A 19,949-nucleotide genomic window follows, 5' to 3' on the forward strand; every position below is an offset into this window, starting at 1 on the left:
ATCCACCCACGCCGCGGGTCAGTCTTCCAGGACCTCCGCCGAGACGAGACGAACGAGAGGGGCATTTCGCCTGCCGCAACGGCCTGTTGCCGCCCACCACCCGCCACGACTTCGCCTGGGACATCATGCACATTCGCGACCTTCCGCACCCCGACCCGGGCGTCCCGGACGTCCGTACGGGCGGGGCCTTCCTCCGCTGGCTGTGCGCACAACAGCTCGGCGGGCAGCTCAAGGCCCTCGCCTGGGGGCTGGTGAACTTCGGCGCCATCGCCGCCTCGCCGGTGCCGGTGGGTCTTGCCGTGCAGGCCGTGGTGGACCGCGACGCCGGCCGGCTCTTCCTGGCCGGCTCCCTGGTCATGGCCTTGGGTGCCCTGATCGCGATCGGCGGCACGATGCTGCACCGCGCGGCCGTCACCAACTGGATCACCGCCGTCGCCCGGATGCAGCAACTGCTCGCCCGCAAGACCACGGAACTGGGCTCGGCCATGACGCGGCGGGTGGCGGCGGGCGAGATCGTCGCCGTCAGCACCGGCGACCTGGAGAAGATCGGCTGGTTCGTCGAAGCACTCTCCCGGTTCGGTGCCGCCGCGGTCACCGCCGCCGGCGTCTCCGTTGCCCTGGCGCTCTACCGGCCGGAGCTCGGCGTCCTGGTGGCCGTCGGCGTGCCTGTCATGGCGCTGGCCGTGCTGCCGTTGCTGCCGCACGCCACCCGACGCGCCGACGCACAGCGCGAGAAGGCCGGCCAGGCCACCGAGCTGGCCTCCGACACCGTCGCCGGACTGCGCGTCCTGCGCGGCATCGGCGGCGAGGAGCTTTTCCTCGGCCGCTACCGCAGCGCCTCCCAGGAAGTGCGCAAGGCCGCCGTCCGCAACGCCCGGATGTGGTCGCTGATCTCGGCCGTGCAGGTACTGCTGCCGGGCCTGCTGCTCATCGCAGTGGTCTGGTACGGCACCCGGCTCGCCCTCGACGGCACCCTCACCGTCGGCGATCTCGTCACCGTCTACAGCGCGGTCACCTTCCTGCTCTTCCCCCTCAGACACTTCGAAGAGATCGCCCAGGCCTATTCCTTCGCCAAGCCGTCCACGAAGCGCACGGCCCGCGTACTGGCACAGAGCCGCCCGGCCGGCGGCAGCGACACGGGCCGGGAGGCGACTCCCACCGGCGATCTGCACGACCCGGTCAGCGGCCTGACCGCCCCGGCCGGCCGGCTGACCGCGGTGGTCTGCGGCGACCCCGACAGCGCGGGCCGGCTCGCCGAACGCCTCGGCGGACACCCGCCGCAGCGGGACGAAGGCGGCGGTGACGGCGCCGTGCCGGTCTCGGTCGTGCTCGGCGGCACCCCGCTGGACGACCTGGCACGCGAGACGGCCCGTGGTGCCGTACTCGTCCAGGACAAGGACCCGATGCTGCTCTCGGGCACGCTCGGCGAACTGCTCGACGTACCGGCGTCCGGCCGGGTGGGCGCGCGGGAGGCGCTGACCGCGGCGCAGTGCGGCGATGTACTGACCGCGCTGGCGCAGGCGTCCGCCGACGACTCGGGAGACCCGATGCACGCCCACATCACCGAGCGCGGCCGCTCGCTGTCCGGCGGGCAGCGCCAGCGGCTCGCCCTCGCCAGGTCGTTGGTCGCCGACCCGGAGGTGCTGGTGCTCGACGAGCCGACCAGCGCCGTCGATGCGCACACCGAGGCCCGGATCGCCGAGGGCCTGCGGGAGATCAGGAAGGGGCGTACGACCGTCGTGCTCACCTCCAGCACGCTCCTGCTGGACCGGGCCGAACAGGTGGTGTTCCTCCAGGAGGGGAAGGCCGTCGCCGAGGCGACCCACCGCGAACTGCTGCACAGCCACCCCGCCTACCGCGCGGTCGTCACCCGCGAGCCGGACCCCGAGCCGGCGCTACCGACCGCCCGGATCGAGGAGACCGCATGATCGGCCTGGCGCCGCCGGAGCACGATCCGGACGCCCCGCAGACCCTCACCACCCTTCCCGTCGGCTCGCCGGCAACGGTGCGCAGCTATGTCGGCGGCCTGATCCGCCGTCACCGCAGAGCGTTCGCCCTGCTGGTCGCCGTGAACGCGGCCGCGGTGATCGCCTCCATGGCCGGCCCCTGTCTGCTCGGCGGAATCGTCGAGAAGCTGTCCACGGGGGCCCGTGACCTCCCCCTGGAGCGCACCATCGGACTGTTCGCCGCGGCACTGGCCGCCCAGACGGTGTTCGTCCGCATGGTCCGGCTGCGCGGGGCGATGCTCGGTGAGCGGATGCTCGCGGACCTGCGCGAGGACTTCCTCGTACGGTCCGTGGCGCTGCCGCCGGGCGTCCTGGAGCGGGCCGGCACCGGCGACCTGCTGTCGCGGATCACCACCGACATCGACCGGCTCTCCAGCGCGATGCGCGAGGCCGTACCGCAGCTGTCCATCGGTGTGGTGTGGGTGGCGCTGCTGCTCGGCGGGCTGACGGTGACCGCACCGCCGCTCGCGCTGTCCGTCCTCATCGCCCTGCCGCTGCTGGTCGTCGGCTGCCGCTGGTACTTCAAACGGGCACCGAGCGCCTATCGCTCCGAGGCGGCCGGTTACGCGGCGGTGTCCGCGGTGCTCACCGAGTCCGTGGACGCGGGGCGTACGGTCGAGGCCCACCGGCTGGGCGCCCGCCGGATCGCCCTGTCGGAAGACCGGGTGCGTACCTGGACTCAATGGGAGCGCTACACGCTCTCGCTGCGCTCGGTGCTCTTCCCCGTCGTCGATCTGACGCATGTGCTGCTCCTGGCCTCGGTGTTGCTGCTCGGCGGAGCCTTCGTCATCCAGGGATGGATCACTCCGGGACAGCTGACGACCGGGGCGCTGCTGGCGCAGATGATGATCGAGCCGGTCGGCATGGTCCTGCGCTGGTACGACGAACTGCAGGTGGCCCAGGTGTCCATCGCCCGGCTCGTCGGCGTGCGGGAGATCGAACCGGAGGCCACGACTGCGGAGCGGTTCCCGGACGGCCGGGACGTCCACGCCGACGGGGTCAGCTTCGGCTACCGCACGGGCGTCGATGTGCTCCGGGAGGTCTCGTTGCGGGTCCGCCCGGGGACCCGGCTGGCGCTGGTCGGGCCCTCCGGCGCCGGCAAGTCGACGCTGGGCCGGCTCCTGGCCGGCATCTACGGTCCCCGGGTGGGCAGCGTCACGCTCGGCGGGGCCGAACTCTCCGCGCTGCCGGCCGAGCGGATCCGCGAACAGGTGGCACTGGTCAACCAGGAACACCATGTCTTCGTCGGCTCGCTCCGCGACAATCTCCTGCTGGCGCGCGGCGGTGCGGCCGATGCCGAACTGTGGGCGGCGCTCGGCGCGGTGGACGCCGATGACTGGGCGCGGGCCCTGGACAAGGGACTGGACACCGAGGTGGGCTCGGGCGGCCATACGCTGACGCCCGCCCAGGCCCAGCAGATCGCGCTGGCCCGGCTGGTGCTCGCCGATCCGCACACGCTGGTGCTGGACGAGGCGACGTCCCTGCTCGACCCGCGGGCGGCCCGCCACCTGGAACGCTCGCTGAGCCGGGTGCTGGCCGGCCGTACGGTCGTGGCGATCGCGCACCGGCTGCACACCGCCCATGACGCCGATGTGATCGCGGTCGTCGAGGAGGGCCGGATCAGTGAGCTGGGCAGCCACGACGAACTGGTCGCGGCCGGTGGCGCGTACGCGGCGCTCTGGCGGTCCTGGCACGGCTGATACGGGACGGGCACGACGCGGCCGATGCGGAACCCGGCACGACGCGGCTGATGCGGGACGGGGCACGGCGCGTGCCGGCGGCGGGAAGGCAGCTGAGCACCCGCTGAGCACCCGCCCGGGCGTCGTCGCGGCGGCTTACGGGGGCGGGCAAGGCCAGGGCCCGCGAGCGCGCACGCCTCGCGGGCCCCCGGGGAAGAACGCAGGACCTCCCCGATATCTCTGCATCAGCCTCCGGTGACCGGGCCGCGCACCTCAGAGATAGCCAAGCGCGCTCAGACCGCCGACGCCGCCCAGCAGCATGAACACCGGCATCAGGATCCTCAGCTCCACCCAGCTGCCGGCCTTGAAGCGCATGCCCTTGGGCGGGCCGACCGGGTACCAGCGCTTGCGGCCGATCGGGATGGGCCACAGGACGGGGCAGCCGGAGACGGTGAGGGCATCGCCGATGTCGTGGACGAGCGCTCCGAGAACGACCGGGAGCCCCAGCCAGAGGTACTGCTGCCCCGGTTCACTGAACAGCCAGCTCGCGCCGTTGCCCGGCTGGTCGAGAACGCCGGCCAGGATCCAGGCGGAGGCGGCGCCCAGCAGCCACACCAGCACATCGCTGGAGACTCGTGCCGCCCGCCACAACAGCCCTTCGATGGCGAGCACCATATGGACGAAGAGGATGCCGAGGACCGCCCAGCGACCGCCCTGCATCGCCAGCAGCGACATCCCGGCGCCGACCAGCACGGCCCACACCCAGGTATGGGTCAGCGTGCGGTGGCCTCCATTGCGGTTCGAGTCGCCGCGCATCTTGGTCGCCTTGTAGACCGCGTGCGAGATCGCGTCGACCAGTTCGCACAGCCACCGCGAGAGCGGCCCGAAGGCCCGCGAGATGGTCGCGGACTTGTGGTCGAGGTCCGGGGCGAGCGCCGCACCGGCACAGATCAGAGCTCCGCAGACGAGCACCGGCCAGGGCATGGGATGTCCGGCGGCAGCGGCCGCCGCGCCCACCCCCAGCCAGGCCGCGGCCCCGGACAGTGAGTGCGCCGGTCCCATCATGGTTGTTCCCACCCCTTGTTCTCTTGGTTCTCTTGCGCTCGTTCTCCGGCGCGGACGGTGTGCCTCTCGTACTGCTCGTACTGCTGAGCCACGCCTCTGACGCCCGGTCGGCGACTCAGCGTAGCGTCAGATGATCTCCCTACGAGGAGGGGGTGAGCCCACGTCCCGCACGGGCGCACGGCCGTACGGGCACAACCTCCGCAGGACCGGCCGCCGGACAGACGCCCGGACCCACGGCACCGGCACACGGCACCGGCCCACGGGTCAACTGCTCGCCCCGCGCCCCTTCCTGTCCGTCGTCCCGGACGACGCCATCGGAGCGCGCCCGGCAGGCGGAAGCAACTGCCCTGAAGGGCAACGCCGTTGGGATGGCGCTCCCGCCTGCCCCCCCACTACGGAGGCCGTCTCATGGCCTCCTCCCCCACGGTGACCGGTGACCGGTGGCCACCCTGGCCGGTAGCCGGTGGCCGCTGACGTGCGACCGGCGACCGGCGACCACCCGAACGGGCCGAGGCGCCCACTTCGGCGCACGCCGCGTGATCTGCGCCACGCATCCGCCGGGCGCCGGCGCAGAGGGTGATAGCGCAGAGGGTGATGACTGACGGCAACCACGCGCCCTTGACGCTGCACGCAGAGTGAGGGAGCCGAATCCCGCCCACCGCGGGCCGCGCCGCGACGGGGTATGTTTCCGCAGGCCGGGGCCGCCGGAACGGCATCCCGAGCCGCTGCCGGGGCCGGGGCAGCGGGGTCCGGGGGCCTTCCGGGCGGGCGACCACGGGCCTCGTCGATCTTGAACCGGCCTCCCTCCGGGTCGCCGGTTCCCTGATCCGGGCCGAAGACAGGCAGTATGGGGGCGTGACCCTCATCGATCATCTCCCGAACGACGCCGACCCCGATGCCCTCTTCGAAGCCTTTTCGGGCTGGGCCGAGCAGCAGGGCATTTCGCTCTACCCTGCCCAGGAGGAGGCGCTGATCGAGGTGGTCTCCGGGGCGAACGTCATCCTGTCCACCCCGACCGGGTCCGGCAAGAGCCTGGTGGCGGCCGGCGCACACTTCACCGCGCTCGCCAATGATCAGGTCACCTTCTACACCGCCCCCATCAAGGCGCTGGTCTCGGAGAAGTTCTTCGACCTGTGCAAGCTGTTCGGCACCGAGAACGTCGGCATGCTCACCGGTGATGCCTCGGTCAATGCCGATGCCCCGGTCATCTGCTGCACTGCCGAGGTCCTTGCCTCGATAGCGCTGCGGGACGGGAAGAACGCCGACATCGGCCAGGTCGTGATGGACGAGTTCCATTTCTATGCCGAGCCGGACCGTGGCTGGGCCTGGCAGATTCCGCTGCTGGAACTTCCGCAGGCGCAGTTCATTCTGATGTCGGCGACGCTCGGCGACATGTCGCGCTTCGAGGAGGATCTGACCCGGCGCACGGGGAAGCCCACGTCGGTGGTGCGCTCGGCGACGCGGCCGGTGCCGCTGTCGTACGAGTACCGCACGACGGCGATGACGGAAACCCTCACCGAGCTGCTGGAAACCCGCCAGTCGCCCGTGTACATCGTGCACTTCACCCAGGCCGCCGCCGTCGAACGGGCGCAGGCACTGATGAGCATCAATATGTGCACGCGCGCCGAGAAGGACCAGATCGCCGAGCTCATCGGGAATTTCCGGTTCACCACGAAGTTCGGCCGGAACCTGTCGCGGTATGTCCGTCATGGCATCGGCGTGCACCATGCCGGCATGCTGCCGAAGTACCGCAGGCTCGTCGAGAAGCTGGCCCAGGCAGGTCTGCTGAAGGTCATCTGCGGCACGGACACCCTCGGCGTGGGCGTCAATGTCCCCATTCGTACGGTTTTGTTCACTGCGCTGACCAAGTACGACGGGTCGCGGGTGCGGACGCTGCGGGCGCGGGAGTTCCATCAGATCGCGGGCCGCGCCGGCCGGGCCGGCTTCGACACCGCGGGCTTTGTGGTCGCACAGGCTCCCGAGCATGTCGTGGAGAACGAGAAGGCGCTGGCCAAGGCGGGCGACGACCCCAAGAAGCGCCGGAAGGTGGTGCGCAAGAAGGCGCCGGAGGGCTTCGTCAACTGGGGTGAGAACACCTTCGAGAAGCTGATCGCTTCCGATCCGGAACCGCTGAACTCCCGCTTCCGGGTGACCCACGCGATGCTGCTGTCCGTGATCGCGCGGCCGGGCAATGCCTTCGAGGCCATGCGCAAGCTGCTCGAGGACAACCATGAACCGCGAAAAAATCAGCTCCGGCACATCCGGCGGGCCATCGCGATCTATCGCTCGCTGCTGGACGGCGGGATCGTGGAGCGGCTGCCGGCACCGGACGCGGAGGGCCGGATCGTCCGGCTGACCGTGGATCTCCAGCAGGACTTCGCGCTCAACCAGCCGCTGTCGACCTTCGCCCTGGCCGCGTTCGACCTGCTCGACCCGGAGTCGCCGTCCTACGCGCTGGACATGGTCTCGGTCGTGGAGTCCACGCTGGACGATCCGCGCCAGATCCTGGCCGCGCAGCAGAACAAGGCCCGGGGCGAGGCGGTCGCCCAGATGAAGGCCGACGGCGTCGAGTACGAAGAGCGCATGGAACGGCTCATGGACGTCGAGTACCCCAAGCCGCTGGAGGAACTGCTCTTCCATGCCTACGGCCTGTACCGCAAGAGCCACCCGTGGGTCGGCGACCATCCGTTGTCGCCGAAGTCGGTCATCCGCGATATGTACGAACGCGCCATGACCTTCACGGAGTTCACGTCCTTCTACGAGCTGGCCCGCACCGAGGGAATCGTGCTGCGCTACCTGGCGAGTGCGTACAAGGCACTGGACCACACCGTCCCGGACGATCTGAAGTCCGAGGACTTCGAGGACATCATCGCCTGGCTGGGCGAGATGGTGCGCCAGGTCGACTCCAGCCTGCTGGACGAGTGGGAACAGCTTGCCAACCCGGAGGTGGAGACGGCCGAGCAGGCCGCGGAGCGGGCCGATCAGGTCCGGCCGGTCACGTCCAACGCGCGGGCGTTCCGGGTGCTGGTGCGCAATGCGATGTTCCGGCGGGTGGAGCTGGCGGCGCTGGACAAGGTCGAGGAACTCGGCGAGATGGATGCCGATTCCGGCTGGGACGTGGACGCCTGGGGCGAGGCGATGGACGCCTACTGGGACGAATACGACGAGCTGGGCACCGGTCCGGACGCGCGCGGCCCGAAGCTGCTGCAGATTCAGGAGGATGCCGAGCACGGACTGTGGAAGGTGCGGCAGACTTTCGCCGACCCGAACGGTGATCACGACTGGGGCATCTCCGCGGAGGTGGACCTGGCCGCCTCCGACGAGGAGGGGCGCGCGGTCGTGCGGGTCACGGATGTGGGTCAGTTGTGAGGCGACGGCTTCGACCGAGGCCGCCGAAGGATCTGACGGAGGGCCACCGGTCATGACCAATCCCGCCGAAAAGCTGGTCGATCTGCTGGATCTGGAGCAGATCGAGGTGAACATCTTCCGGGGCCGCAGCCCGCAGGAATCGTTGCAGCGGGTCTTCGGCGGGCAGGTCGCCGGCCAGGCGCTGGTGGCTGCCGGGCGGACCACGGAGGGGGACCGCCCGGTCCACTCGCTCCATGCGTACTTTCTGCGCCCGGGCCGGCCCGGGGTGCCGATCGTGTACCAGGTCGAGCGGGTCCGCGACGGGCGGTCCTTCACCACACGCCGGGTCGTCGCCGTCCAGCAGGGACGCACGATCTTCAATCTGACCGCCTCCTTCCATCAGCCGGAACCCGGCTTCGATCACCAGTTGCCGCTGCGCCGGGTGGTTCCCGACCCGGAGGAGCTGCCGACGGTCGCGGAAGAGGTCCGCGAGCGCCTGCGCAGCCTGCCCGAGTCGCTGGAGCGCATGGCACGCCGGATGCCCTTCGAGATCCGTTACGCCGACCGGCTGCGCTGGACCCCGGAAGAGATCGAGGGTGCGGAACCCCGCAGCGCGGTGTGGATGCGCGCGGTCGGGCCACTGGGTGACGACCCGCTCGTGCACACCTGCGCGCTGACCTACGCCAGCGATATGACGCTGCTGGACGCCGTCCGCATCCCTATCGAACCCCTCTGGGGCCCGCGCGGGTTCGACATGGCCTCGCTCGACCACGCGATGTGGTTCCACCGTCCGTTCCGCGCGGACGAGTGGTTCCTCTACGACCAGGAGTCGCCCATCGCCACCGGAGGCCGCGGCCTGGCCCGCGGACGGATCTACGACCGCGAGGGCAGACTGCTGGTCTCGGTCGTCCAGGAAGGGCTGTTCAGAAAGCTCGGGGACTGACCCGGGCGGGCGATGGCGGAGGATACGGCAGCCGGTGTCCGGGGGCGGCCCGGGTCTTCCCTACGGGCCTTTTCCAGGCAGCGGGAGAGGTGGACGCGGTACCACAGCACTTCGTCGAACTCATCCGCCGTCAGGACGCGTTCGAAGGATTCCCTGGCGGCCGGGGTCACCGTGATCACTGAGGCCAGGGTGGGCCTGAGCCGGCGCAGCAGGGACCGCTCCAGCGGGTTCTCGGCCACCGAGGCCAGTTCCTCCGGCGGCAGGACGGCGGCGATCACCGCTGCCGCCTCCCAGGGGTCGTCGGTCTGCCCCATGAGCTGGGCGATCCGCCGGCTGCGCCACTGGCGGGCCCGCCAGTCCTGTCCGCTGTCGAGCATCACCCGCATCGCCGCCGGGGTGTTGCCCCGCATCAGGTCGGGTTCACGGTCGGCGAAGTCGGCGACCTCGGCCGCGAGATAGAGCCAGACCACCGCGCCGAAGCGGTTCACATAGAACCGGACGGGGCCCAGACAGCCTGCCCGGGTCAGACGGACCGCCCGGCCGGGCCCGATGCCCATCAGAGCGGCGGCCTCGGTCGTGCTGACTGCGCGGATCCGCTCGCGGAGCGCGTCCGGGAAGCCCGGCTCGGCCTGCAGCCGGGTGATCTCCTCCGCCGGCACCCGGCGCCGCCCGAGCGATCCGGCTCCGGCCGGCCTTCCGTCAGCCCCGGCCACGACCGTTCGCACTTCTCCGAGCTGGGTGGCGAGCTCCAACTCGCCCGTCCTCAGCTCCAGTTCGCGGGCCGCCCGCCCCGTCGTGAGCGTCTGCCGCCCGTCGCACACCACTGCCATATCGCTTCCCCCGCAACTCGGTCGATCACTGACAGTGACGACGATAGCCGCTGGTGGCGACAGCGGGTCAACCCCCGCCTCAGACCTGTGGATAACTTTCCGGCTGGCGGGCCGCGACGCCCAGATGCTCCCCGACGCGATTGACCAGCAGCGTCATTTCGTAAGCGATCTGCCCCATGTCGGCGTCGGCGCCCGCCAGCACGCACAGACAGCTGCCGTCTCCCGCGGCCGTCACGAACAGCACTCCGTCGTCGAATTCGACCATGGTCTGACGCACCCGGCCGATCCGGAAGTGCAGCCCGGACCCCTTCGCGAGGCTGTGCAGTCCCGAGGCGACCGCCGCGAGATGTTCGGCGTCCTCCCGCTCGAGCTTCTCGCTCGCGCCGGTCACCAGCCCGTCGTTGGAGAGCACCAGCGCGTGCCGTACCTTCTGCACCCGCTTGGTCAGATCGTCCAGCAGCCAGTCGAGTCCGCTGCTCAATGCCATTGCTGCTTCCTCCCCGTGTCCCCGTCCGCATTCCGGGCCGGACGGCAGTCCGCGGTCCGCGAACTGCTGTGCCAGCCTGTCCCACCTCCGCCGTCACGGCAAGCGGCCCCACAGCCCGGCGTGCCACGCGGCGCGTGCGCGTGCCGCATGGATGAGGATGTCGGCATGGCACACAAGATGACGAAGGATGAGTGGCAGAGGTTCCTTTCCGAGGGCACGCGTACCGGCAAGCTGGCGACCGTACGGGCCGACGGCAGCCCGCACCTCGCACCGGTGTGGTTCCTCCTGGACGGCGACGCGCTGGTGTTCAACACCGGCGCGGACACGGTCAAGGGCCGCAATCTCGCCCGCGACGGCAGGGTGGCACTGTGCGTCGACGACGATCGGCCACCGTTCGCTTTCGTGTCCGTACAGGGCACGGCGGAGATCAGCGACGATCTGACGGACGTCCGCCACTGGGCGACGCGGATCGCGGCCCGCTACATGGGCGAGGACCGTGCGCAGGAGTACGGCGCGCGCAACGGCGTTCCGGGCGAGGTGGTGGTCCGGGTCAGGATCGACAAGGCCGTCGCCCTCGCGGATGTCGCGAGCTGAGGGGTACGGGTGCGTGGCGCGCGCCGTCCGGCATCCGCGCCGCCTCCGCCCGCCGACTCGGCCCCGGCTCAGCCCACCGAATCCAGCACCCGGGCGGAGTGCTGCCGCCCCGCGTGCTCGACGAGCCGGACCAGCACTTCCTTGCCGGAGTCCCGGTCCCTCGCATCACAGAGCACAACCGGGGTACCACGGTCCAGGTCCAGTGCGCGGGAGACCTCGTCGGCTCCGTAGGACCGGGCCTCCGCAAAGCAGTTGACGGCCACCAGGAACGGGATCGCACGGCGCTCGAAGTAGTCCACGGCCGGAAAGCAGTCCTGCAGCCGCCGGGTATCGGCCAGCACCACGGCGCCCAGCGCACCCTCCGACAGGTCGTCCCACAGGAACCAGAAACGGTCCTGTCCGGGGGTGCCGAAGAGATAGAGGGACAGGCCCTGCCTGATGGTGATGCGGCCGAAGTCCATCGCCACCGTGGTGGTGGCCTTGCCGTGCACTCCCCCGGTGTCGTCCACCGTCTCGCCCGCCTCGCTGAGGCGTTCCTCCGTGCGCAGCGGGTGGATCTCGCTGACCGAGCCCACCAGGGTTGTCTTGCCCACGCCGAAGCCGCCCGCGACTAAGATCTTCAGGGTCAACTCGGCGTCGGGGTCCGGGGCTGCGCCCTCCGGGGCCCCTTGTGCGGCGTTCATCGGCCGTCTCCTCCAGGATGCAGGGTCCTGCGCGTCACGGGGTATACGGATCCACGGCTCGACGAGGGGAGCCTTCGGCGGCGGAGGGCCGTCCGAAATCCATGGCGTGGACCGTACCCCCCACCGAGGGGGATTTCCCCGGATTCACCAAAGCCGCCAAGTCTTCGGATCAAGAAGCCCATCAGCCGTCCCCTTCATGATAGTTGGCCCCTGTGCGGCCGGTTCGGCAGGCATAGTGGAGAGCAGCGCCTCGTACACCTGTACCGTCTCCCTCCCGCCGACCGTTCCGCCCCCGGAGGAGCCCGATGACCGGCCAGCACGGTGACCACCACGCCGACCGCCCGCACGAAGTCCGGGCGTTCTTCGCGCCGCGCGCCGCCGGCTGGGACGCGAAGTTTCCCGGCGACGGTCCCGCCTACGCGGCGGGCACCGCCGGACTGGGCCTCCGGGAGGGCGACCGGGTGCTCGACGCCGGCTGCGGTACGGGGCGCGCGCTGCCCGCGCTCCGGGAGGCCGTGGGACCGCGCGGGGCGGTACTGGGCGCCGATCTCACGCCCGAGATGCTGCAGGCCGCGGTACGGGCCGGGCGCGACCGCTACGCGGCGCTGCTGCTCGCCGACGTGACCCGGCTGCCGCTGCCCGACGCCGCGCTGGACGCGGTCTTCGCCGCCGGGCTCCTCTCCCACCTCCCGGACTCGGCGGGCGGTCTCACCGAACTCGCCAGGACCGTACGTCCCGGTGGCCGGCTGGCGCTCTTCCACCCCATCGGGCGGGCGGCCCTCGCCGCCCGCAAGGGCCGCCCGATCACCCCCGACGACCTGCGGGCCGAGCCGAATCTGCGGCCCCTCCTGGCGGCGTGCGGCTGGGACCTGGTCCGGTACGAGGACCACGACGCCCGCTACCTGGCGCTGGCGGTACGCCGGGCATAGCGGGCCATCGGGCGAACCGGGTCACCCGCGTCCCGAGCCACCCGGAGGGGGCGACCTGCCCGGGTACCGGCTACCCCTGCGAAAGGCCCCGGGGCTCCGCCGCTCAGGATGCCGGCGGACCGTCCCCATGGGGCACCGGGCAGCTGCCCGTGCGGCGGGCGGGGAAGGTGCCGAGCTCGGCCACCCGGAAGCCGTTCGGGTAGCCCTTGATCTCGGGGTTCTGGCGGGCGTAGTGGGGGGTGCGGCGGGGCGGCAGCAACCGCACGGCTTTGGCGCGCAGCTTCAGCGCGGTGCGAACCGCCGTCCTGACCGCCGGTTTGGGCGGCTCGTACCGGAACGCCTCCAGCAGGGTGTCGTCCAGGAGGGCCATGCTCGCTCCGCGCACCACCGGAGCGAGCGGGCCGTACCACCCCGCCATCAGGTCCAGCGTGGCGTCCGACACCCTGCGCGCGCCCTCGTCCCAGCCGAAGTGCGCCTCCTCGTAGGCGTCGAGGCACTGCTCGAAGTCCTCGTAGACCTGCGGAAGTTCAGCGATCCCCATATGGCGGCCCAGGGTGCGGTAGTAGACGGCGACGGCATGCCGTTCCCGCGCGGTCAGGCGTCGCCAGCCGTAGGCGTCGAGCCACCGCTTGGGCATCACCACGAACGTGCACAGGACATAGCGCATGTCCTCGTTGCTGATGTCGTAGCTGCGGTGCATCTGGTTGATACGGCGGATCGCCGTCCGGCCGTCCTCCCCGTCGAAGCCGTGCTCGACGACGGCGTCCAGGAGGAGAGCGGTGTCGTCGTAGCGCTTTTGCGTACGGCCCGTCAGTTCGGCGGTTCCGGCCAGCAGTCGGCCGATGCTCGGCACGGCGTAGGTGCGGTAGAGCGCCAGCTCCAGGGCCCTGGTGATGTCCCAGGGGAACTCATGGGTCGCGATGATGCGGTAGATCCGCAGGAAGTCACGCTCCGGGTCGAGCCGCCGGATCTCCCGCAACCAGTCGTAGCGACGCACCTGACATCCGTCCCTTCGTTCGCCGACGGGCCAATTTTAGGGGCGTGGGCGGTCGTTGAGGGGCGTGACGCCCGCAGAACGGTCCGCGCACGTGGGATCCGCCGCGGCCGGCGCCTTCGTGAGCGGCATCCCGGTGCGGCGGGCGAGCGCCGGCCGTTCCCGGACCTCGCGCGGGGTGCGCGGGCGGTAGCCGGGCCCCGTACCGCAGCAGCCGCCGTGGAAGGTCAGCCCCGCACGCAGGACGGCCTCCAGGGCGCGCCGGGCTGCTGTGTCGTGCCGCCCGGGGACCGCGAGGCCGGTGCCCGCGTCGATCAGCTCGGCGCCGCACTGCGGGCAGCGGCCCGGCCCCCGCGACGTTGCCGTCGTCTTCCACGCGGCCCGGCAGCAGCAGGCACACGAAGTGCATCCGCTGCTGTAAAAACACATCCGCGCAGCGTACGGCTGGTGACAAGGCCGTACCAAGCCAATTAGGGTGCGCCGACATACTCCGCGATGGATGGGATGGGGAGGCACGCGTGCCCACGACCGAGAGCGCCGACAACGACCAGTTGTTCGTGCTGACGGCGGTGCTGCTGACGCCCGCGCAATTCCCGAGCGTGCTCGGCGACGACTACCCCGAGGTGTGTGCGGGTCTCGGCCTCGAACCGTACGCGGAGGGCTACGGGCTGGTCCTCGGTCAGGACAGTGACGGTGCGCGCTGGACCGTGGCGACGGAGGATGTGTCGCTGGTGGCCTGTGCGATCGCGGCCTGGGACTGCGGGATGGAGTACGACCTCTCCCCCGGGGAGCAGAGCATCGTCGGAGCGCTTCCCGGCTGGCCGCTCTCGCTCGCGGTGGCGGCGCCGGGTGTGCCGCAGCCGCACGATCCGGAGCCGCAGGAAGGCGACCCGGCGCCGCTCGCACCGCCGGATGCCGAGGAGTGGGGGCCTGCGCAACGGCGGCTCGGCGCGGACGAGATCGCCATGCAGTGGGCGGCGTGGCGCGAGCAGGTGGATGACGAGGACACCTTTGCCGAGCCGGGGGATCACACGCACAAGGGGGTGCGGAGGGTGCTGGAGGAAGCGCGCGGCTATGTGAGCGAGCCGCCGCCGCCCGGGCGGGTGCGGTCGTCGTTCGCGGCCGGTGAGGCGCGGACCCTGCGGGTCGACGGCCCTGGCTGGAGCATGGTCGCGCGTACCGATGACATTGCGTTCGTGCTGCTGGACGACGAACCGGGTGAGGTGCATCCGGTGGGCCGGGGGCCTGCGCTTCCCGCGCTGCTGTCGTCGCTCGACGAGTTGGCGGCACGGCCGGTCTGAGGCGGGCTGCTTCGGCGGTCTGTTGCGCGAGGGGACGGGCGGGACGGGCGGTGCGGCGGGAGACGGCGGGGCGCGCCGGGCCTGTCCCCCCTCCCGCCAGGGCCCTTCCCCTTGCGCCGGGGCGAATGCGCCGCCGGTCCCGGTGCGGCGGGGCACGAGGACGACGGACGGCGCGGCGCCGGAGTCCGCTCGGTCAGCGGCCGATCTGCTTGCGGCTGACGCGGCGGAGCCGGCGCCGTTGGGAGGAGTCGAGCGTCAGATACGCGACGGCCGGGACCCCGACCATGACCAAGAGGGCCGCCCAGAAGGGCAGCAGCCACAGCAGGATCACTCCCACCGCGACGCCGCCGACCGCGACCTTCGCCTGTGTGGACATCCTTCACGCCCCTTCCGCGGCGTACGCCGCGCTCTGTGTACTCCATTGAACGCCGTTTTCGCGCAGCAGGTTCCAGGTATCCGCGTGCCGTCCTGTACTCTCGGGCGCTTCAGGCGCCAGTAGTCAAACTTGAGGAGTCCTGATCCAGTGACACCACTCGCGGCGATCACGCCCGCTCGGCTCTCTGCTCTGTCCCGCTGTGCAGCGGTTTTCCTGCCGTCGGATCCGCCACGTACCGGGCGGGTGGCCTTCTGGCGCCCCGATGGCGCACCCGTGGAAGAGACCCGCGGCGCGGACGGTGCGACGGACGGGGAGGGCGGGGCGCAGGACAAGGACAACGGCGCCACGGACGGGGAGGGCGGGACGGCGGAGCGGCTGGAGGTGGTCCTGCCGGACGAGGACGGTGGGGTATCCCTGTGCGAGGTCCCGGCGCTCTTCCTGACGGTCGCCGAGGCGGTGCCGGTGCTCACCCGCGCGCGGGCCGCACGGGGCACCCATCCGGCCGCCGCCTTCTGGGGGGCCGCGTCCGTGCTGGCGCTGCAGCTCGCGGCACGCGGCCGGCTGCTGCCGGGGGTGAGTCCCGACGGGTATGACGCCTGGCGGCTGGGGCCGCTCGACCCGGTGGACATCGAGCGGCTGCGCGATCTCGCCGCCGCCATGCCGCCGTACGCGCACGCCGTCCCGCTGCCGGGTTCCGCACCGCCGGCGCTGCCGGACCCCGAGCGGCAGGTCCGGTCCTTCCTCGACGCGGTGGCGGACGGGCTGCCGCGCTCCCCCGGGGCGGCGCTGGTCACCGGAGCGCCGGCCTTCGCGGTGCCCGCACCCCAGCAGATCCCCGAACAGCGCGCCTGGGCAGCTGATGTCGCCGCGGGGCATGACGCGGGCGTACGGATCTCGCTGCGGGTGGATGTGCGGGGCACGGAGGTGGCAGGAAGCACCGAGACCCCGGAGGCCACCGAGACCACCCAGGCCGGCCAGGCCACCAGGACCACCCAGGCCACCGAGACCGCGGACCCCACGGAGACCGCAGCCCCCACGGACGCCGGCATCACCTTCACCGCCGTGCTCCAGTTGCACAGCCTCACCGACCCGACGCTGGTCGCCGATGCCTCCGAGGTATGGGCGACGGCATCGCCCGCCGGACAGGCCTTCGGGCCGCAGGCGCGGTTGGACACGCTGCTGGCCTTGCGTCGTGCGGCGGATGTCTGGGCGCCGCTCACCCCGTTGCTGTCCGCCGCGGTGCCCGGGGCGCTGGATCTGGCCGAGGAAGAGGTCGCCGAACTGCTCGGCCCGGCCGGCCGTGCGCTGGCCGCCGCCGGGGTGCAGGTGCACTGGCCGAAGAATCTGGCGCGCACGCTGACCAGCCGGGCCGTGGTGGGGTCGCCCGAGGCGGGCGACGGCGGCGGGTGGGAGGGACCGGAGCCGGGGCTGCCTTCGCTGTTGTCGGCGGATGCCTTGCTCTCCTTCAGCTGGCGGTTCGCGGTGGGCGGCCAGGAGGTGGACAGGGACGAGCTGGACCGGCTCGCCGAGGCGGGGCGGCCGCTGGTGCGGCTGCACGGCCAGTGGGTGCTGATCGACCCGGAGACGGTGCGGGCCGCCCGGGACCGGCCGGACCGTAAGATCACGCCGCTCGATGCGCTCGGCGCCGCGCTCACCGGATCCGCCGAGACCCCGGACGGCGGGCGGGTGGAAGTGACGGCCTCCGGGTGGCCGGCCCGGCTGCGCGACCTGCTCGCCGACCCGGAGAACGACGGTGCCGCACCCGTCCGGCAGCCGGCCGCGCTCACCGCGACGCTGCGCGACTACCAGGTGCGCGGACTCGGCTGGCTGCACCGGATGACGTCGCTGGGGCTGGGCGCCTGCCTCGCCGACGACATGGGGCTGGGGAAGACGATCACGCTCATCTCCCTGCATCTGCACCGGCAGACCCACCCCGCCTCGGCCGGCCCCACGCTGGTCGTCTGTCCCGCCTCCCTCATGGGCAACTGGCAGCGGGAGATCGAGAAGTTCGCGCCGGGCACACCGGTGCGCCGCTTCCACGGCGGGCGGCGCAGCCTGGCGGAGCCGGCGGACGACGAGTTCGTGCTGACCACCTACGGAACGATGCGGCTCGACGCCGGGAAGCTGGCGCAGGTGGGCTGGGGGCTGGTCGTCGCCGACGAGGCACAGCACGTCAAGAACCCCTTCTCCGCGACCGCCAAGGCCCTGCGCGCCCTGCCCGCCAAGGCCCGGGTGGCGCTGACCGGCACCCCGGTGGAGAACAATCTGTCGGAGCTGTGGGCGATCCTGGACTGGACGACGCCCGGCCTGCTGGGGCCGCTCAGCCGGTTCCGGACGCGCTATGCGCAGGTCATCGAGGGCGGTGCGGCGGCGTCCCCGGAGGCGGGCGCGGCGGCAGAGCGGCTTGCCCGGCTGGTGCGGCCTTTCCTGTTGCGCCGCCGTAAGTCCGATCCGGGGATCGCGCCGGAGCTGCCGCCCAAGACGGAGACCGACCGTGTGGTGGCGCTGACCAAGGAGCAGGCCGGGCTCTACGAGGCCGTGGTGCGCGAGGGGCTTGATGAGATCGCCGGGACGGACGGGTTCGCCCGCCGTGGGCTGGTGGTCAAACTGCTCACCTCGCTCAAGCAGATCTGCAACCACCCCGCGCAGTACCTCAAGGAAGGCGGCGGCCCGGCGGACCGCGGGCAGACGGCGGGAGCGGTGCGGATCGCGGGCCGTTCGGGGAAGGTCGAGCTGCTGGACGAACTGCTCGACACCGTCCTGGCCGAGGGTTCGAGCGTGCTGGTGTTCACCCAGTATGTGCAGATGGCACGGCTGCTGGAGAGCCATCTGGCGGCGCGCGGGGTGCCCACGCAGTTCTTGCACGGCCAGACGCCGGTGGCCCGCCGCGAGGAGATGGTGCAGCGCTTCCAGGACGGCGCGGCGCCGGTGTTCCTGCTGTCGCTGAAGGCGGCGGGTACGGGTTTGAACCTCACCCGGGCGTCGCATGTCGTCCACTTCGACCGCTGGTGGAATCCGGCCGTCGAAGCGCAGGCCACCGACCGCGCGTACCGCATCGGGCAGACCCGGCCGGTGCAGGTCCACCGGATCGTCACGGAGGGCACGATCGAGGACCGGATCGCCGACATGCTCTCCCGTAAGCAGCAGTTGGCCGATGCGGTGCTGGGGTCCGGCGAGGCCGCGCTGACCGCACTCACCGACGCCGAGCTGGCGGACCTGGTCGCACTGCGAGGGAGCGAGCGATGACAAGGCCCGGAGAGGAAGAAGCGATGGATCCGGAGCAGGAGTTGCCTCGGGACGAGAGGGACCCGGCAACGGAGAGGCACCCGGACGAGAGGAGCCCGGAGCAGGAGAGGCACCCGGACGGCAGCGACCCGGCGGCCGGCGAGCGGACGTTCGGTGCCTTGCCCCCGGCACGCGGGCGGGCCTTTGCGCGGAGTTGGTGGGGGCAGGCGTGGCTCAAGGCGCTGGAGGACACCGCGCTGGACGGCGGGCAGCTGAAGCTGGGCCGGCGGCATGCACGGGCCGGTGCGGTCGGCGCGGTCTCGGTGCGTCCCGGCCGGATCACCGCGGTCGTCCAGGACAGCGACCATACGCGGCACCGGTCCGATGTCCTGTTGCAGCAGTTGGGCGCGGCGGACTGGGACCGCCTTCTCGACCTGGTCGCGGACCGGGCCGGGCATATCGCGGCGCTGCTGGACCGTGACATGCCGCCGGTACTCGTCGAGGACGCGTCGGCCGCCGGGATCGAACTGCTGCCGGGTATCGGCGACCTGGAGGCGGAGTGCAGCTGCGGCGCATGGGACCACTGCGCACATACGGCCGCCCTGTGTTACCAGTTGGCGCGGCTGCTCGACCAGGACCCGTTCGTCCTGCTGCTGTTGCGCGGCCGGGGTGAGCGGCAGCTGCTCGACGCCTTGCAGGCACGCAGCGCGGCGCGGGCGGCAGGGCCGGCGGGCGGGGCCGGAGCAGCAGGTGGGGAGCGTCCCGGTGCGGGGGTGCCGGCGGCGGAGGCGTATGCGGCGCGCGACATCCTGCCGCCGCTGCCCGCCGCACCGCCGCCGGTCGCCGCACCGGGCGTCCCGCCGGTGCTCGGCGGTGCCACCCCGCCCGCGCCCGGGGTGGCGGTGGCGGCGCTGGAGTTCCTGATCGGGGACGCGGCGGGGCGCGCCCGGGGCTTGCTGGCGGATGCGCTCTCCGCCGGGCATCCGGACGACCCGCTGCCGCCGGTGCTCACCCCCGCCCAGGACGCGGTACGGCTGGCGGCGGCCGGCCCCGGGGAGGCCATATCGGCGCGGCTGGCAGCCGGTTCGGGGCGTGATGCGCGGGCGCTGGCACTGGCCGTACGGGCCTGGGAACTGGGCGGCCCGGCCGGGCTCGCGGTCCTGGAGGAGGACTGGACACCGGAGCCGGAGGCACTGGCGCGGGCCACCGGGCGGCTCGCGGCCGCCTGGGAGGACGGCGAGGACCGGCCACAGATGCGGGCCACCCGCAACCGGTGGACGGTCGCCGGGGGCGGGGCCCAGCTGCGCCACGGACGGGACGGCCGCTGGTGGCCGTATCGCAGGGAGGACGGGCAGTGGGCACCCGCGGGCCCGGCCACGGACGATCCGGCGGGCGCCTGGGCGGTGTTGTCGGCCGAAGGGTGAGGTGAGCGGCGAGCTGGGAGGTCCGGGGTGAGGGGAGGGCGGGGGAGCGGGGAAGGGCCCGCCAG

Annotated in this window: 16 protein-coding genes; 9 read left to right on the forward strand and 7 right to left on the reverse strand. The window is 72.0% G+C overall.

Annotation, left to right across the window (positions count from 1 at the left end; translation table 11 throughout):
• Positions 1 to 125: 125 nt before the first annotated feature.
• Together OHS81_RS03995 and OHS81_RS04000 are read left to right on the forward strand one after the other, a co-directional pair.
• Positions 126 to 1,928 carry an ABC transporter ATP-binding protein gene (locus OHS81_RS03995; protein ID WP_328390885.1) on the forward strand — a complete coding sequence of 601 codons (1,803 nt, stop codon included), beginning with the start codon at positions 126 to 128 and terminating at the stop codon, positions 1,926 to 1,928.
• On the forward strand, positions 1,925 to 3,706 hold the full coding sequence (locus tag OHS81_RS04000; protein ID WP_328382468.1) for an ABC transporter ATP-binding protein: 1,782 nt from the start codon (positions 1,925 to 1,927) through the stop codon (positions 3,704 to 3,706). Before OHS81_RS03995 ends, OHS81_RS04000 begins: the two co-directional genes overlap by 4 nt.
• Positions 3,707 to 3,958: 252 nt before the next feature.
• Here OHS81_RS04000 and OHS81_RS04005 read toward each other — a convergent pair whose 3' ends face one another.
• A complete protein-coding gene (locus OHS81_RS04005; protein WP_328382470.1) occupies positions 3,959 to 4,750 on the reverse strand; it encodes a metal-dependent hydrolase in 792 nt (263 codons plus the stop codon).
• A gap of 855 nt (positions 4,751 to 5,605) precedes the next feature.
• Here OHS81_RS04005 and OHS81_RS04010 point away from each other — a divergent pair.
• Together OHS81_RS04010 and OHS81_RS04015 are read left to right on the forward strand one after the other, a co-directional pair.
• A complete protein-coding gene (locus tag OHS81_RS04010; RefSeq protein ID WP_328382472.1) occupies positions 5,606 to 8,119 on the forward strand; it encodes a DEAD/DEAH box helicase in 2,514 nt (837 codons plus the stop codon).
• Between the two features lie 52 nt (positions 8,120 to 8,171).
• The gene (locus OHS81_RS04015; protein WP_328382474.1) at positions 8,172 to 9,041 is read left to right on the forward strand and encodes an acyl-CoA thioesterase; all 870 of its coding nucleotides are present in this window, start codon (positions 8,172 to 8,174) and stop codon (positions 9,039 to 9,041) included.
• On the opposite strand, the gene OHS81_RS04020 is transcribed toward OHS81_RS04015, so the two are convergent.
• The gene (locus OHS81_RS04020; protein WP_328382476.1) at positions 8,972 to 9,871 is read right to left on the reverse strand and encodes a DUF6397 family protein; all 900 of its coding nucleotides are present in this window, start codon (positions 9,869 to 9,871) and stop codon (positions 8,972 to 8,974) included. The two genes, OHS81_RS04015 and OHS81_RS04020, sit on opposite strands and share 70 nt — an antisense overlap.
• 79 nt (positions 9,872 to 9,950) lie before the next feature.
• Positions 9,951 to 10,358: a roadblock/LC7 domain-containing protein gene (locus tag OHS81_RS04025; protein ID WP_129292890.1), complete on the reverse strand. Its 408-nt coding sequence runs from the start codon at positions 10,356 to 10,358 to the stop codon at positions 9,951 to 9,953.
• 165 nt (positions 10,359 to 10,523) lie between these two features.
• Here OHS81_RS04025 and OHS81_RS04030 point away from each other — a divergent pair, with 165 nt between their 5' ends.
• On the forward strand, positions 10,524 to 10,952 hold the full coding sequence (locus OHS81_RS04030; RefSeq protein ID WP_328382480.1) for a PPOX class F420-dependent oxidoreductase: 429 nt from the start codon (positions 10,524 to 10,526) through the stop codon (positions 10,950 to 10,952).
• 68 nt (positions 10,953 to 11,020) lie between these two features.
• Here OHS81_RS04030 and OHS81_RS04035 read toward each other — a convergent pair whose 3' ends face one another.
• Positions 11,021 to 11,635 carry a GTP-binding protein gene (locus OHS81_RS04035; RefSeq protein WP_328382482.1) on the reverse strand — a complete coding sequence of 205 codons (615 nt, stop codon included), beginning with the start codon at positions 11,633 to 11,635 and terminating at the stop codon, positions 11,021 to 11,023.
• A gap of 305 nt (positions 11,636 to 11,940) precedes the next feature.
• Here OHS81_RS04035 and OHS81_RS04040 point away from each other — a divergent pair, with 305 nt between their 5' ends.
• Positions 11,941 to 12,564, forward strand: a complete 624-nt coding sequence (locus tag OHS81_RS04040) for a class I SAM-dependent methyltransferase (protein ID WP_328382484.1) — start codon at positions 11,941 to 11,943, stop codon at positions 12,562 to 12,564.
• A gap of 103 nt (positions 12,565 to 12,667) precedes the next feature.
• On the opposite strand, the gene OHS81_RS04045 is transcribed toward OHS81_RS04040, so the two are convergent.
• Together OHS81_RS04045 and OHS81_RS04050 are read right to left on the reverse strand one after the other, a co-directional pair.
• The gene (locus tag OHS81_RS04045; RefSeq protein ID WP_328382486.1) at positions 12,668 to 13,561 is read right to left on the reverse strand and encodes an oxygenase MpaB family protein; all 894 of its coding nucleotides are present in this window, start codon (positions 13,559 to 13,561) and stop codon (positions 12,668 to 12,670) included.
• A gap of 36 nt (positions 13,562 to 13,597) precedes the next feature.
• On the reverse strand, positions 13,598 to 13,987 hold the full coding sequence (locus OHS81_RS04050) for a hypothetical protein (protein ID WP_328382488.1): 390 nt from the start codon (positions 13,985 to 13,987) through the stop codon (positions 13,598 to 13,600).
• Between the two features lie 89 nt (positions 13,988 to 14,076).
• Here OHS81_RS04050 and OHS81_RS04055 point away from each other — a divergent pair, with 89 nt between their 5' ends.
• Positions 14,077 to 14,859: a hypothetical protein gene (locus tag OHS81_RS04055; RefSeq protein WP_328382489.1), complete on the forward strand. Its 783-nt coding sequence runs from the start codon at positions 14,077 to 14,079 to the stop codon at positions 14,857 to 14,859.
• A 193-nt stretch (positions 14,860 to 15,052) separates the two neighbouring features.
• Here the strand turns inward: OHS81_RS04055 and OHS81_RS04060 are convergent, their stop codons facing one another.
• Positions 15,053 to 15,235 carry a hypothetical protein gene (locus OHS81_RS04060; protein WP_030077786.1) on the reverse strand — a complete coding sequence of 61 codons (183 nt, stop codon included), beginning with the start codon at positions 15,233 to 15,235 and terminating at the stop codon, positions 15,053 to 15,055.
• A 147-nt stretch (positions 15,236 to 15,382) separates the two neighbouring features.
• Here OHS81_RS04060 and OHS81_RS04065 point away from each other — a divergent pair, with 147 nt between their 5' ends.
• A complete protein-coding gene (locus tag OHS81_RS04065) occupies positions 15,383 to 18,481 on the forward strand; it encodes a DEAD/DEAH box helicase (protein WP_328382491.1) in 3,099 nt (1,032 codons plus the stop codon).
• Positions 18,478 to 19,884, forward strand: coding sequence for an SWF or SNF family helicase (locus tag OHS81_RS04070; RefSeq protein ID WP_328382492.1), 1,407 nt, complete (start codon positions 18,478 to 18,480; stop codon positions 19,882 to 19,884). Before OHS81_RS04065 ends, OHS81_RS04070 begins: the two co-directional genes overlap by 4 nt.
• The last annotated feature ends 65 nt before the right edge of the window (positions 19,885 to 19,949 follow it).

Origin of the sequence: Streptomyces sp. NBC_00400 (genome assembly GCF_036048035.1) — a bacterium.
Taxonomy (GTDB): domain Bacteria; phylum Actinomycetota; class Actinomycetes; order Streptomycetales; family Streptomycetaceae; genus Streptomyces.

What these genes read in the sequence shown, in the direction of transcription:
- OHS81_RS04050 (WP_328382488.1), bottom strand. Translation starts at nt 13,987, where the DNA reads ATGTGTTTTTACAGCAGCGGATGCACTTCGTGTGCCTGCTGCTGCCGG.
- OHS81_RS04040 (WP_328382484.1), top strand. Translation starts at nt 11,941, where the DNA reads ATGACCGGCCAGCACGGTGACCACCACGCCGACCGCCCGCACGAAGTC.
- OHS81_RS04060 (WP_030077786.1), bottom strand. Translation starts at nt 15,235, where the DNA reads ATGTCCACACAGGCGAAGGTCGCGGTCGGCGGCGTCGCGGTGGGAGTG.
- OHS81_RS04000 (WP_328382468.1), top strand. Translation starts at nt 1,925, where the DNA reads ATGATCGGCCTGGCGCCGCCGGAGCACGATCCGGACGCCCCGCAGACC.
- OHS81_RS04030 (WP_328382480.1), top strand. Translation starts at nt 10,524, where the DNA reads ATGGCACACAAGATGACGAAGGATGAGTGGCAGAGGTTCCTTTCCGAG.
- OHS81_RS03995 (WP_328390885.1), top strand. Translation starts at nt 126, where the DNA reads ATGCACATTCGCGACCTTCCGCACCCCGACCCGGGCGTCCCGGACGTC.
- OHS81_RS04005 (WP_328382470.1), bottom strand. Translation starts at nt 4,750, where the DNA reads ATGATGGGACCGGCGCACTCACTGTCCGGGGCCGCGGCCTGGCTGGGG.
- OHS81_RS04025 (WP_129292890.1), bottom strand. Translation starts at nt 10,358, where the DNA reads ATGGCATTGAGCAGCGGACTCGACTGGCTGCTGGACGATCTGACCAAG.
- OHS81_RS04020 (WP_328382476.1), bottom strand. Translation starts at nt 9,871, where the DNA reads ATGGCAGTGGTGTGCGACGGGCGGCAGACGCTCACGACGGGGCGGGCG.
- OHS81_RS04015 (WP_328382474.1), top strand. Translation starts at nt 8,172, where the DNA reads ATGACCAATCCCGCCGAAAAGCTGGTCGATCTGCTGGATCTGGAGCAG.
- OHS81_RS04035 (WP_328382482.1), bottom strand. Translation starts at nt 11,635, where the DNA reads ATGAACGCCGCACAAGGGGCCCCGGAGGGCGCAGCCCCGGACCCCGAC.
- OHS81_RS04070 (WP_328382492.1), top strand. Translation starts at nt 18,478, where the DNA reads ATGACAAGGCCCGGAGAGGAAGAAGCGATGGATCCGGAGCAGGAGTTG.